The organism is Brevundimonas vitisensis (genome assembly GCF_016656965.1).
Taxonomy (GTDB): domain Bacteria; phylum Pseudomonadota; class Alphaproteobacteria; order Caulobacterales; family Caulobacteraceae; genus Brevundimonas; species Brevundimonas vitisensis.
Window position 1 is genome coordinate 1,406,305 of sequence record NZ_CP067977.1, and the last position, 13,829, is coordinate 1,420,133.

General features: G+C 65.9%; 8 protein-coding genes. 6 read left to right on the forward strand and 2 right to left on the reverse strand.

What is annotated here, in order from left to right:
• Positions 1 to 14: 14 nt before the first annotated feature.
• From JIP62_RS07145 to JIP62_RS07165, 5 genes are all read left to right on the forward strand, one after another.
• Positions 15 to 1,244, forward strand: coding sequence for a PQQ-dependent sugar dehydrogenase (locus JIP62_RS07145; protein ID WP_201104301.1), 1,230 nt, complete (start codon positions 15 to 17; stop codon positions 1,242 to 1,244).
• A gap of 84 nt (positions 1,245 to 1,328) precedes the next feature.
• A complete protein-coding gene (locus JIP62_RS07150) occupies positions 1,329 to 2,267 on the forward strand; it encodes a pirin family protein (RefSeq protein ID WP_201104302.1) in 939 nt (312 codons plus the stop codon).
• A 140-nt stretch (positions 2,268 to 2,407) separates the two neighbouring features.
• Positions 2,408 to 3,682, forward strand: coding sequence for a multidrug effflux MFS transporter (locus JIP62_RS07155; protein ID WP_201104303.1), 1,275 nt, complete (start codon positions 2,408 to 2,410; stop codon positions 3,680 to 3,682).
• 71 nt (positions 3,683 to 3,753) lie between these two features.
• The gene (locus tag JIP62_RS07160; RefSeq protein WP_201104304.1) at positions 3,754 to 5,703 is read left to right on the forward strand and encodes a M1 family metallopeptidase; all 1,950 of its coding nucleotides are present in this window, start codon (positions 3,754 to 3,756) and stop codon (positions 5,701 to 5,703) included.
• A gap of 115 nt (positions 5,704 to 5,818) precedes the next feature.
• On the forward strand, positions 5,819 to 8,026 hold the full coding sequence (locus JIP62_RS07165; RefSeq protein ID WP_201104306.1) for a TonB-dependent receptor domain-containing protein: 2,208 nt from the start codon (positions 5,819 to 5,821) through the stop codon (positions 8,024 to 8,026).
• An 89-nt stretch (positions 8,027 to 8,115) separates the two neighbouring features.
• Here the strand turns inward: JIP62_RS07165 and JIP62_RS07170 are convergent, their stop codons facing one another.
• Entirely contained in the window at positions 8,116 to 9,717 is a 1,602-nt protein-coding gene (locus JIP62_RS07170; protein ID WP_201104308.1) for an isocitrate lyase, read from the reverse strand.
• Positions 9,718 to 9,868: 151 nt separating this feature from the next.
• Between JIP62_RS07170 and JIP62_RS07175 the strand changes: the two genes are divergently transcribed.
• Entirely contained in the window at positions 9,869 to 11,284 is a 1,416-nt protein-coding gene (locus tag JIP62_RS07175; protein WP_201104310.1) for a helix-turn-helix domain-containing protein, read from the forward strand.
• 9 nt (positions 11,285 to 11,293) lie between these two features.
• Here the strand turns inward: JIP62_RS07175 and gyrB are convergent, their stop codons facing one another.
• On the reverse strand, positions 11,294 to 13,732 hold the full coding sequence (gene gyrB / locus JIP62_RS07180) for a DNA topoisomerase (ATP-hydrolyzing) subunit B (RefSeq protein ID WP_201104312.1): 2,439 nt from the start codon (positions 13,730 to 13,732) through the stop codon (positions 11,294 to 11,296).
• Positions 13,733 to 13,829 lie beyond the last annotated feature (97 nt).

Sequence of the window (13,829 nt, forward strand, 5' to 3'; positions counted from 1 at the left end):
TCGAGAGGTTTTCCATGCGTCTGCTCGCACTCGCCGCTTCGGTTTCCGTCCTGACCCTGGCTGCGGCCTGCGGGGCCAATGGCCAGTCCGCTGCGCAGGATCCCGGCACGCCCCTGGAGACCCGTCCCGCCAATGCGCCCGACCAGCGCCCGGCTTTCGAGGGGCAGACTCGCGCCCCCGCCGTGACGACCGAAGCCAGCCTGACCCATGCAGTGGTCGCGACGGGGCTGGAACATCCGTGGGGCTTGGCCCTGCTGCCGGACGGTCGCTGGCTGGTCACCGAAAAGCCCGGTCGCCTGCGCATCGTCACGGCTGACGGACAGGTCGGCGAACCGATTGCTGGCCTGCCCGCGGTGGATGCACGCGGCCAGGGCGGATTGCTGGATGTCGTCATCGGCCCCAGCTTTGTTCAGGATCGCATGATCTACTGGAGTTATTCCGAAGCGCGCGAGGGCGGCAATGCCACCTCGGTTGCGCGCGGGGCGCTGTCGGCGGACGGCAGCCGGGTGGACAATGTCCAGGTCATCTTCCGCGCCCTGCCCGTCTATGACGGGGACAAGCATTTCGGCTCGTCCCTGGCTTTTGCGCCGGACGGCAAGCTGTTCATCACCCTGGGTGAGCGCTCCGATGCCCCCATGCGCCCCCAAGCCCAGGACCTGGCGTCCCACATGGGCAAGACCATCCGCATCAATGCCGATGGCAGCGTGCCTCTGGACAACCCCTTCGTCGGACGTACGGGCGCCCTGCCGGAAATCTGGTCGCTGGGTCACCGTAATGTGCAGGGCATAGCCGTACAGCCGGGCACGGGCGCGATCTGGACCATCGAACACGGCACGCGCGGTGGCGACGAGATCAATCTGGAAAAAGCCGGTGCCAACTATGGCTGGCCCGACGTGGCCTATGGCGTCGAATACCGCGGCGGGGCGATCAATGGCGGCATCACCGCTCGCGAGGGCACCGAACAGCCCGTCTATTACTGGGACCCGGTCATCGCCCCCGGTGGCATGACCTTCTATGAGGGCGCGATGCTCGGCGCTTGGCGCGGCAATCTGCTGGTCGCGGGCCTGAAGGACAAGCAACTGGCCCGTCTGGTGATCGAGAACGACCGCGTCGTGGGCGAGGAACGGTTGCTGACCGACCTTGGCCAACGCATCCGGGACGTCGCCGTTGGGCCGGACGGAGCCGTCTGGGTCATCACCGATCAGGCGAACGGTGCCCTCGTCCGTCTGTCCACGGCTAACTGAGCCCGGCAACATCTTGCGTCCACGCCTGCGTCCCCGCACACTTGCACCAGCCGTGGGGATGCGGGCTGGACGGGATAAACGACAATGATCGAAATGGTGATCGAGGCGCGGCGCAAGGACCTCGGCGGGTTCGAGGTTGGGCGGATTCTGCCCTTCCATTCCCGGCGAATGGTCGGGCCCTTCATCTTCCTGGATCAGATGGGGCCGGCGGAGTTTGCGCCGGGTGCCGAGGCGATCAGCGTGCGGCCTCACCCCCACATCGGCCTGTCGACCCTCACCTATCTGTTCGAGGGCGAAATCATGCACCGGGACAATACCGGCGCGACACAGGCCATCCGCCCGGGCGAGGTCAACTGGATGACGGCCGGAAAGGGCATCGTCCACTCCGAGCGCACCGATCCGCTGAAGCGCAGCCAGGGCGGCCCGATGCACGGCATGCAGGCCTGGATCGCCCTGCCGACCGAGGTGGAAGACATCGATCCGTCGTTTCATCACCATGGCGAACAGGATCAGCCGGCCTATGACAACGCCGGGCTGTTCGCGCGGCTGGTCGCAGGCGAGGCCTATGGGGCCAAGGCGGCGGTGAAGACATCCTCGCCCCTGTTCTATGTTCATTGGGAACTGGCCCAGGGCGTGCGCACCGCCCCTCCCCCCGGCAAGGGTGCCAGCGGCTATTCGGAACGGGCGCTCTATGTCGTCAAGGGCGAGATCGAGGTGGGCGACCGCCGCTTCCACGCCGGCCAGATGATCGTGCTGGAGCCGACCGCCGAGCCGACCGTCAAGGCGGTGACGGCGGCCTCCGTCATGGTGCTGGGGGGCGAGCCGGTTGGGCCGCGTGTCATCTGGTGGAACTTCGTCTCGTCGTCGCAGGCCAAGATCGACGCGGCCAAGGCCGATTGGAAGGCCGGTCGCATGACCCTGCCGACCGAGGACAGCCTGGAGTTCATCCCCCTGCCCGACGTGCCGTCCACGCCCGAACCTGCGCCGGCATCGGTGAAGTGCGAGCCGACCCACCCGGTGTAAATGCGGCCACCCGCCCGGATGGCCGGAACCGGCCTGTTTTCGCCGCGTGCGTCACCGCGCTGCGTCACGTCGTGTTGCGGCGCAGCATTATTTCCGCCGGCAAGGTTGAACTGCTACCCTTGGACGCGCATCTGGCTGGCATGACCGCTGCACTAGCCGACCGCTCCGCCAAGACCCAAGGGCCCGGCTTTGCCGAGTTCGTCTGCCTGATTGCCCTGATGATGGCGCTCAATGCCCTGGCCATCGACGCCATGCTGCCTGCCCTGCCGGCCATCGGCGACGCTCTGGGCGTGGTCACGGACAACAGCCGTCAGTGGATCATCACCGCCTATCTGTTGGGCTTCGGGGCTGCTCAGATCGTCTATGGGCCATTGGCCGACCGCTATGGCCGCAAGCCGATCCTGATCATCGGCATCAGCATCTATGTGATTTTCAGCCTGCTGGCGGCCATTGCCCCCACCTTCGAGACGCTGATTCTGGCTCGCATTGGAACGGGCATCGGGGCGGCCGCGACGCGAGTGCTGGCCGTGTCCATTGTCCGCGACCGCTATGCCGGTCGGATGATGGCGCGCGTGATGTCGCTGAGCTTCCTGGTCTTTCTCGGCGTGCCCATTCTGGCCCCCACGATCGGCCAGCTGATCCTGCTGGTCGCGCCCTGGCGCTGGATCTTCGGGGTTCTGGCTCTGGGCGGAGCGGCCATCCTGATCTGGTCCGTCGTTCGCCTGCCGGAAACGCTGAAACCCGAGGATCGGCTGCCGATCCAGGCTGGGCGGATCGCTGCGGCCTTTCGTCAGGCCCTGACCGAGCGCCTGTCGATCGGCTACACCCTGGCCTCGACGGCGGTGCTGGGCTCGCTGTTCGGCTTCATCAACTCTTCGCAGCAGATCTTTTTCGACGTCTTCCAGGCGCCGGGCCTGTTCACCACCATCTTTGCCGTGGTGGCGGGCGGGATTGCCATCGCCTCGCTTCTGAACGCCCGCCTGGTCGAGCGCCTGGGCTCGCGGCTGATCTCGCATACGGCGCTGTTGGGCTTCATCGCCTTCGGCATCCTTCACACCGCCGTTTCGATGGCCGGGCTGGAGACGATCTGGACCTTTGCGGTGCTTCAATCGCTGACCATGTTCTGTTTTGGCCTGATGGCCGGCAACTTCGGCTCCATGGCGATGGAGCGGATGGGCCATATCGCGGGCACGGCTTCATCGGCTCAGGGGTTCATCTCCACTGTCATCGGGGCCCTGTCCGGCTTCTTTATCGGCCAGCAATTCAACGGCTCGGCCACGCCCATGGCGATGGGGGTTGCGATATCGGGCATCGTGGCCCTGGGCTTTGTCCTGTTTGCGGAAAAGGGCCGGCTGTTCAGGGCCCATCAGGCCGAAGGGCCTGCCGCCCAGGCTGCGATGCCGAAACAGAGCTGACTTTCGGCTCTTGATCTTTCGGGCCCGTCCGGGCGTTGTCCCTGCAAATATCGCATGAAGGACACCCCCTGATGATCCGCACCCTGCCCGGCCTCGTCTCAGCCCTTGCCCTGACTGTCGCCCTGGGAGGGTGTTCGATGATGACCCCGGCCGCGCCGACGACGCCGGCGGCGACCCTGCCGACGCAGATCACCTATGTCCGCGACATCCATTCCCACGCCCGGCCCGAGATCGCGCGTGTGGTCCATGTCGATCTCGACCTGAACGCCGACTTTCAGGCCAAGACCCTGGCCGGGACCGCGACCCTGGACATCACCGGACAGGTCGGGGCGGCAGGCATCATTCTGGATGTCCGCAATATGGATATCCGCTCGGTCCGGGACGCTGCTGGCACCACCCTCCCCTTCCGCCTGGGCGCGTCGGATCCGATCCTCGGCCAGCCTCTGACCATCGACTTCGCGCCGCTGGGTGAGCGTGAAACCCGGCGCATCGTCATCGAATATTCCACCCGCCCGGATGCGGCGGCCCTGCAGTGGCTGACGCCCGAACAGACCGCGGGGGGCCAGCAGCCCTATCTGTTCAGCCAGGGGCAGGCGATCCTGACCCGAACCTGGGTCCCGACGCAGGACAGCCCCGGCATCCGCCAGACCTATGCCGCCCGCATCACCGCGCCCGCCGACCTGACGGTCGTGATGAGCGCGGACATGCTGACACCTCAGGGCGAGGCCGTTCCGGGTCGGGACGACGTCAAGGCCTGGCGCTTTGCCATGACCAATCCGGTGCCGCCGTATCTGATCGCCATCGGCGTCGGTGATCTGGCCTTCGCCCCCATCGACGAGCGGACGGGCGTCTGGACCGAGCCCAGCCGCCTGGCTGCCGCCAGCGCTGAAATGGCTCCGACCGCCGCCATGGTCGATGCGGCGGAAGCGCTGTACGGGGACTATCTGTGGGGCCGGTACGACCTGCTGATCCTGCCGCCCTCCTTCCCGTTCGGCGGGATGGAGAACCCCCGGCTGACCTTCGCCACCCCGACCATCATCGCCGGGGACCAGTCCCTGGTCAGCCTGGTCGCGCACGAACTGGCACACAGCTGGTCCGGCAATCTGGTGACCAATGCGACCTGGGCCGACTTCTGGCTGAACGAGGGTTTCACCGTCTATTTCGAGAACCGCATCATGGAGGCGGTCTATGGTCGCGACCGCGCGATGCAGGAACAGGTCCTGGGCTGGCAGAGCCTGAACGAAACCATCGCCGACCTGCCGCCCGCCGACACGCGGCTGAAGCTGGAACTGGCCGGGCGCGACCCGGACGAGGGCCTGACCGACGTCGCCTATGAAAAGGGAGCCTTCTTCCTGCGGACCATCGAGCGGATCGTCGGCCGCGAGCCCTTCGACGCCTGGCTGCGCGGCTATTTCGAGCGCAACGCCTTCCGGCCGATGACCACCGAACTCTTCCTGGAAGACATCCGCACCCATCTGGTCACGACCAAGGCGCTGGAAGACGCCCTGATGATGGATGCCTGGATCTATCAGCCCGGCCTGCCCTCCAATGCCCAGGCCCCGGTGTCGGACGCCTTTGTGCCCGTCGATGCGGCGGCCATGGCGGTGTTCGCCGATGGCGCGGACCCGCGCCAGATTCCCTGGGGCGACTGGAACACTCAGCAGCGTCAGCGCTTCCTGGCCTGGCGCCCTTCGGATCTGACAGCGGGCGCCGACTGGCTGACGAGCGATCAACTGGCCCGGCTGGACGCAAGCCTGAACCTGTCCGCCGAAGGCAATGCCGAGGTGCGGTTCGCCTGGCTGCAGATCGCCATGGCGCACCGGTTCGAACCGGCCGTGCCCAGTGCGGAGGCCTTTCTGCTGGGTATGGGACGTCGCAAATTCGTCCTGCCCCTGTTCCAGACGCTCTGGAACGAGGGCGATTGGGGCCGACCGATCGCGACCCGACTCTATGCCAAGGCACGGCCGCTCTATCACCCCGTCACCACGGGCTCTGTCGATGCGGTGGTCGGGCGTCCCTGAACCGCCCCGAGGATTGCGGAAATTTAAGGGGTTAAGCCGCGCCAGAGAGGTTAGAGGAAACGCTCAGGGTGCCGGACGACCGGCACCCGTTTCCCTTTTGCCCAGGTGACTTCCCATGGCGTATCGCAGCCTTCTGACGACGACGGCGCTCGCCCTCATGGCGGCCTCCCTGACCAGTGTGGCTTCCGCTCAGGACCGGCCCCAGACCCCGCCTGCGCAGGCCGCCGATACCGCCGAGGACGAAGAGGCGACCGACGTCGAGGCCCTGGTGGTCACGGCCACGCCGCGCGACGTCGTCACCAGCGCCGATCGCGTCAGCTATAGCGTCGCCAACGACCTGCAGCGCCAGAGCGGGTCGGTCGCCGATGTCCTGCGCAATGTGCCGGGTGTCGAGGTCGACCTTCAGGGCAACGTCAGCCTGCGCGGCGATTCCAACGTCACCATCCTGATCGACGGCCGCCCCTCGGGCATGCTGCGCGGCGAGGGCCGGGGCGACGCCCTGCAGGCCATGTCCGCCGGGCAGGTCGAGCGCGTGGAGGTCATCACCAACCCCTCCGCCGCCTTCAGCCCCGAAGGCAGCGGCGGCATCATCAACCTGATCTCCAAGCCCACACGCGCCGCCACCAGCACCGCCACCGTGCGCGGGTCCTGGAACGGTGACGACCAGGGCAATCTGTCGGTCAGCGGCAGCCGCGCCCAGGGCGGCCTGACCCTGGCCGGTGATCTCGGCGTGCGCCGCCAGGCCAGCGACATCCTGGTCGAGACCAGCCGTGTGCGCGACGGGGCGAGCCCGGCCACGACGGTGATCGAGAACAGCGACTTCAACGGCACCAATGTCTTCGACATGGCCAATGCCCGCCTGTCCGCCGACTATGACCTGAACCCGACCGACCGCGTCAGCGGCGAGATCAACTGGCGCGAGTTTTCGGGCGAATCCAACGGGGTCGGCATGTTCCAGCGCGCGGACGGTAATGGCGTCGTCAGCGATCGCTACCAGCGCCTGTCCGACAATGCGTTTGGCAGTAACGGCGTCTCGGCCCGCACCTCGTGGCGCCGCAAGTTTTCCGGCCAGCAGCATGAACTGGTGGCAGACTTCGAATACGATTCCACCGAATCCAATCGCGATCAGGATGCCATCCAGACCACCTCGGTCGGCACCATCCCGAACTACGTCGAACAGATCCGCACCACCAATGGCCGCGACGCCTATGGATTCAAGGTCGACTACACCCGTCCGATGGGGGAGCGTCAGACGCTGAAGCTCGGCTATGAGGGTGACCTGACGCAGGACAGCTTCGACTTCTTCGGCGCTCGGGGTCCCGACGCCAGCGCCCTCCTCCCGGTCCCGGCCCTGACCAACCGGTTCGAGTACGATCAGACGATCCACGCGGCCTACGTCACCTATGACCGGCCCTTCGGCGAACTGGACGTCCAGGCGGGCCTGCGCGTCGAGCAGGTCGACTTCACCCTGAACCAGATCACCGATGCCGTCGTGGTGGAGCGGGACTATCTGCGGGCCTACCCGACGATCCACATGGGCTATCAGCTGACGGATACCCAGCGCCTGCGCGGCAGCTACAGCCGCCGGATCGCCCGGCCGTCACCTCAGGACCTGAATCCCTATACGATCTATCAGGACCCCCAGAACCTGCGGCGCGGCAATCCCGACCTGGAACCCGAGATTACCGACTCCTTCGAGCTGTCGTGGCAGATGCGCGCGGGCCAGAGCTATTACTCTCTGACCGGCTTCTATCGGGACAGTGAGGGCGGAGTGACCGACGTGGCTCAGGACCTGGGCAATGGCGTCGTGCTGACGACGCGGGAAAACCTGGGCCAGAGCGAACGCATCGGCGTGGAATTCATCGCCAACGGCAAGGTCGGCAGCCAGATCACCTACAACGCCTCCGGCTCTGTCTATCGCAACGAGATCGTCACGCCCGGCATCGGCGAGCGAAGCGACACCACCGGCATGGCGCGGGCCTCCATCAACTGGCAGCCGACGCCGAACGATTTCTTTCAGCTGAACGGCTTCTATATCGGCGAACAGGTCCAGGCCCAGGGCGCGCGCGAACCCTTCGGCCTTCTGAACCTCGGCTATCGTCGCAAGATCACCGAGGATTTCAGCCTGGTCCTGACCGGGACCAACATCCTGGACACCGCCGAACAGCGGATCGCGATCGACACCCCGACCTTCCGCGATGAAACCTATGTGCGGTTCAGCGAGCCGACCTATTTCATCGGCTTCACCTATCTGTTCGGGGGCAGTCAGGGCCGCCGTCCCGAACCCGCCTTCGACTTCGGCCAACCCCAGGGCCCGGGCTGACCCAAAAAAGAAGGGCGGACCATCAGGTCCGCCCTTCCATCTGAGCGCTCATTCAGGCCAGAGGCCGATAGCGCCAGTACAGTGACCGATCAGGCAGCCTCGCCGAACTGGTTCATTGTGTTGTGGATCCCACCCGCCTTCAGGGCGGCTTCACCGGCGAAATACTCCTTGTGGTCGTCGCCGATGTCCGATCCGGACATGTTCTGGTGCTTCACGCAGGCGATGCCCTGGCGGATCTCCTGGCGCTGCACGTTCAGCACATAGCCCAGCATGCCCTGACGGCCGAAGTACTCGCGAGCCAGGTTGTCGGTCGACAAGGCCGCCGTGTGATAGGTCGGCAGGGTGATCAGGTGGTGGAAGATGCCTGCCCGGCGCGCGCCGTCCGCCTGGAAGGTGCGGATCCGCTCGTCCGCCTCGTCGGCCAGGTCGGTGCCGTCATAATCCACGCTCATCAGGCGGGCACGGTCATAGTTGGACATGTCGCGCCCCTCGGCCGACCAGGCATCGAACACCTGCTGGCGGAAGTTCAGCGTCCAGTTGAACGAAGGCGAGTTGTTGTAGACCAGCTTGGCGTTCGGCACGACCGCGCGGATGCGGTCCATCATGCCGGCAATCTGCTCGACGTGCGGCTTCTCGGTTTCGATCCACAGCAGGTCGGCCCCGTTCTGCAGCGAGGTGATGCTGTCGAGGACACAGCGGTCTTCGCCGGTCCCGGCGCGGAACTGGAAGAGGTTTGACGGCAGGCGCTTGGGCCGCAGCAATTTGCCACCGCGATTGATGACGACGTCGCCATTGGCCAGCTGGTCGGCCGAGATTTCCTCGCAGTCCAGGAAGCTGTTGTACTGGTCGCCCAGATCGCCCGGTTCGTTCGACACGGCGATCTGCTTGGTCAGGCCGGCCCCCAGGCTGTCGGTGCGGGTGACGATGATGCCATCCTCGACGCCCAGCTCCAGAAAGGCGTAGCGGCAGGCCCGGACCTTGGCCAGGAAGTCCTCGTGCGGGACCGTGACCTTGCCGTCCTGGTGACCGCACTGCTTCTCGTCGGAGACCTGGTTCTCGATCTGCAGAGCACAGGCTCCAGCCTCGATCATCTTCTTGGCCAGCAGATAGGTGGCCTCGGCATTGCCGAACCCGGCGTCGATGTCGGCGATGATCGGCACGACGTGCGTCTGATAGGTGTCGACCTGATCCAGCAGCTTCTGTTCGGTGACTTCGTCGCCGGCTTCGCGAGCGGCATCGATCTGACGGTACAGGCCGCCCAGCTCGCGCGCATCCGCCTGACGCAGGAAGGTGTATAGCTCTTCGATCAGGGCCGGGACCGAGGTCTTTTCGTGCATCGACTGGTCAGGCAGCGGTCCGAACTCCGAGCGCAGGGCCGCGATCATCCATCCCGACAGATACAGATAGCGACCCTTGGTCGTGCCGAAATGTTTCTTGACCGCGATCATCTTCTGCTGGCCGATGAAGCCGTGCCAGCAACCCAGCGACTGGGTGTACTGCGACGGATCGGCGTCATAGGCGGCCATGTCGCGGCGCATGATGGCGGCGGTATAGCGGGCGATGTCCAGCCCCGTCTGGAAGCGGTTCTGCAACCGCATTCTGGCCACGGCCTCGGCGCTGATCCCGCTCCACGGTCCCCCCTTGGACTCGATCAGGGCCCCGACCTGGCGAATATGATCTTGATAGGACATCGGACGTCTTCCCGCATGGCAACAGAGGTGTGCTGAACGCCGGATAGGCGCGTCGGAGCCGTTCGCGAAGCCGCCACGGGGTCGAGTTGTCAAACTTTACAGGATTTGCTTGTAAGGCTGTAAACATAGCAGCGCTCCATCCAGGTCCAAGATGCAATCGCCCCGCCGTCTCTTCGTTGGCCCCTCGCTGCGCCGCATCCGTCGAGATCTGGGCCTGACGCAGGCCGACATGGCGGCGGACCTGGAGGTCTCGGCCTCCTACATCGCCCTTCTGGAGCGGAACCACCGCCCTCTGACCGCCGATGTCCTCCTGCGACTGGCCCAGACCTACAAGATCGACATGGCGGCGCTTGCCCGCTCCGACGGCTCGGAGATCACGGCTCGCCTGCATGGTGTGTTGAAGGATCCGATGTTCGCCGACATCGACCTGCCGCCGCTGGAGAATGCAGATCTGGCCGCCAATTTTCCGGGCGTAACCCAGGCCCTGCTGCGGCTCTACACCGCCTATCAGGAAGAGCATCTGGCCCTGGCCGATCGCGGGGCAGAGGCACTGGACGGCGACGAGACGGCTCCCGATCCGGTCGCCGAGTCGCGGCGCTTCCTGGCCGCGCGCCGCAACAGCTTTCCGGTCTTGGACGATGCCGCCGAGCGCCTGGCCCAGACGGTGGCGGCAGAGGGTGGACTAGACCGACACCTTCTGGCGCGTCACGGCCTGACCGTGCGCTACCTGCCCAGCGATGTCATGGTCGGGTCGGTCCGGCGGCTCGACCTGCATCGTCGCCAGCTTCTGCTCGACGACGCCATGGATGCGGCCAGCCGTCGGTTTCAGATGGCCCAGCAGATCGCCCATCTGGAAATGCAGGCCGAGCTGGACGCTGCCCTGTCGGGGGCCGGCTTTGTCACCGAAAGCGGAGAACGGCTGTCCCGACGCGCCCTGGCCAGTTATGCGGCTGCGGCCATCGTCATGCCCTATGCAGCCTTTGCCCGCGCGGTGGAGGCGCGCCACTATGACATCGAGGCCCTGGCCCGCCAGTTCGGCACCAGCTTCGAACAGACCGCCCACCGGCTGACGACCCTGCAGAAGCCGGGGCAGGAACGAATCCCCTTCTTCTTCATCCGCGTCGATCCGGCGGGCAATGTGTCAAAGCGGCTGGACGGAGCGGGATTCCCCTTCGCCCGCCATGGCGGTGGCTGCCCCCTGTGGTCCGTCCATCACGCCTTTCGCACACCGCGAGAGATCGTGACCCAATGGCTGGAGCTGCCGGACGGTCAGCGGTTCTTCTCCATCGCCCGAACGGTCACGGCGGGTGGTGGCGGCTTCGGCGCAGCGCGGGTCGAGCGGGCCATCGCCCTGGGCTGCGCAGCCGAGCACGCCGAGCGGCTGATCTATGTGCGGGCGCGCCAGGGCGCGGGTTCCGGCCCGGAGGCGGCCACCCCGATCGGGGTGACCTGCCGGCTTTGCCACCGCACCGAATGCGCCTCCCGCTCGGCGCCCCCAATCGGGCGTCAGATCCTGCCCGACGATATCCGCAAGACCTCGGCCCCCTTCGGCTTCGCCAATGCCTGAGCGACCAGCCTAGACGTCCACCTCTGCATCCAGGGCGTTCTCCTGGATGAACTCGCGGCGCGGCTCGACCACATCGCCCATCAGCTTGGCGAACAGGTCGTCGGCGTCGTCGGCATGGTTGACCTGCACCTTCAGCAGGGTGCGAGCGTTGACGTCCAGCGTCGTCTCCCACAGCTGCTCGGGGTTCATTTCCCCCAGACCCTTGTAGCGCTGGATCTTCAGGTTCTTCTTGCCGGCGTCTAGCACCGCGTTCAGCAGGTCGATCGGCCCGCGGATAGGGGTGGATACATCCTTGCGCCGGAAGACGGCGGGCGAATCGAACAGACCTTCGAAGGCGGCCTTGCGCTCAGCCAGGCGGCGGGCGTCCAGCGACCGGATCAGAGCTTCTTCCAGGACGATGGTCTCTGACACAGCGCGGCGGGTCCGGCGGAACACCACAGCCCCGGCGGCACCGGGCTCTCCCGACCAGGGACCGTCGCCCTCCTCGGCATAGAGGTTCAGACGGGCCGCGGCGGCATCGGCATCCCCGCCCGCTTCGTCGAACAGCCCGCCCAGGGCCGACTGCTCGACCGCAAAGGCCGGAGCCCGCTGGCTGAGCCGGTCGACCAGACCCTTGAAGCCCCGCGCCTCGCGGACCAAGGCCTGAAGGTCCAGACCCGTACGGCGTTCGCCATTGGGCAGGTCCAGCGTCGCCTCCGCAGACCCTTCTTCGATCAGATAGGCATCCATCTCGGCCTGATCCTTCAGATACCGGGACTGCTTGCCCTTGGTCACCTGATACAGGGGCGGCTGGGCGATATAGACGTGCCCGCGCGTGATCAGCTCGGGCATCTGACGATAGAAGAAGGTCAGCAGCAGCGTCCGGATGTGCGCCCCGTCGACGTCGGCGTCCGCCATCAGGATGATCTTGTGGTAGCGCAGCTTGTCGGCGTTGAAATCGTCGCGGCCGATGCCGGTGCCCAGCGCCAGGATCAGGGTCCCGATCAGTTCGGACGACAGCATCCGGTCGAACCGCGCCCGCTCGACATTCAGGATCTTGCCGCGCAGGGGCAGGACGGCCTGGTTCTCGCGATTGCGGGCCTGTTTGGCAGAGCCGCCGGCGGAATCACCCTCGACGATGAACAGTTCGGACTTGGCCGGATCGCGCTCCTGACAGTCCGCCAGCTTGCCCGGCAGGGACGAGATATCCAGAGCCGACTTGCGCCGTGTCAGGTCGCGGGCCTTGCGGGCAGCTTCGCGCGCCGAGGCGGCCTCGATGATCTTGGCGACCACCTGCTTGGCCTCGATCGGGTGTTCCTCGAACCACTGCGACAGACCCTCGGTGCACAGGCCCTCCACGGCAGGACGCACCTCGGACGACACCAGCTTGTCCTTGGTCTGGGAACTGAACTTCGGGTCCGGCACCTTGACCGAAAGCACGCAGGTGAGCCCCTCGCGCGCGTCTTCGCCCGTGACGGAGACCTTCTCCTTCTTCCCGGCTCCGGAGCTTTCGATATAGGCCCCCATCACACGAGTGAGGGAGGCCCGGAAGGCCGACAGGTGCGTGCCCCCATCCCGCTGCGGGATGTTGTTGGTGAAGCACAGCATCGTCTCGTGGTAGCTGTCGTTCCACCACAGGGCGAGATCGATCTCGATGTTCTCGCGCTTGCCCCGAATGACGATGACGTCCTTCAGGATCGGCGACTTGGACTTGTCCAGGTGGCGGACAAAGGCTTCGACGCCGCCCTCGTAGTGCAGGATTTCCTCGAACGGTTCGGCCCCGCGATGGTCGGCCAGCTTGATCACCACCCCGGAGTTGAGGAACGCCAGTTCGCGCAGGCGGTGCTCCAGCGTCTTCAGATCGAAGTCGATATGGCTGAAGGTCGTGACCGAGGGGTAGAAGGTCACCTGGGTACCCGACAGGACCTTTCCGTTCTCGCGCACGGGGGCGTCGCCAGTCACCTTCAGGCTTTCCACGGTATCGCCGCGCTCAAAGCGCATTTCGTGCCGCTTGCCATTGCGGAAGATGACCAGCTTCAGCCAGTCCGACAGGGCATTCACGACCGACACGCCCACGCCGTGCAGGCCGCCTGAGACCTTGTAGGAATTCTGGTCGAATTTTCCCCCGGCGTGCAGCTGGGTCATGATGACCTCGGCCGCCGAAACGCCTTCGCCCTCGTGGATATCGACGGGGATCCCGCGACCGTTGTCGGTGACCGTCACCGAGCCGTCGGCGTTCAGTATGACCTCGACCAGATCCGCGTGACCCGCCAGCGCCTCGTCGATCGCATTGTCGACGACCTCATAGACCATGTGGTGCAGGCCGGACCCGTCGTCGGTGTCGCCGATATACATGCCGGGCCGCTTGCGAACAGCGTCCAGTCCTTTGAGAACCTTGATGGATTCCGCGCCGTATGCGGCTTCTTCCGCCGTGTCTTCGTTGCGGGCGGTGTCTTTGGGGTCGGTCATTCAATCGTCCGGAGACGCGGGCGACAGGGGCCCGATAAACCAGACCCGGCCCGCAAGGGGAAACGCGCCGAACCCCCTGCTCTCGCAACGGATTCGG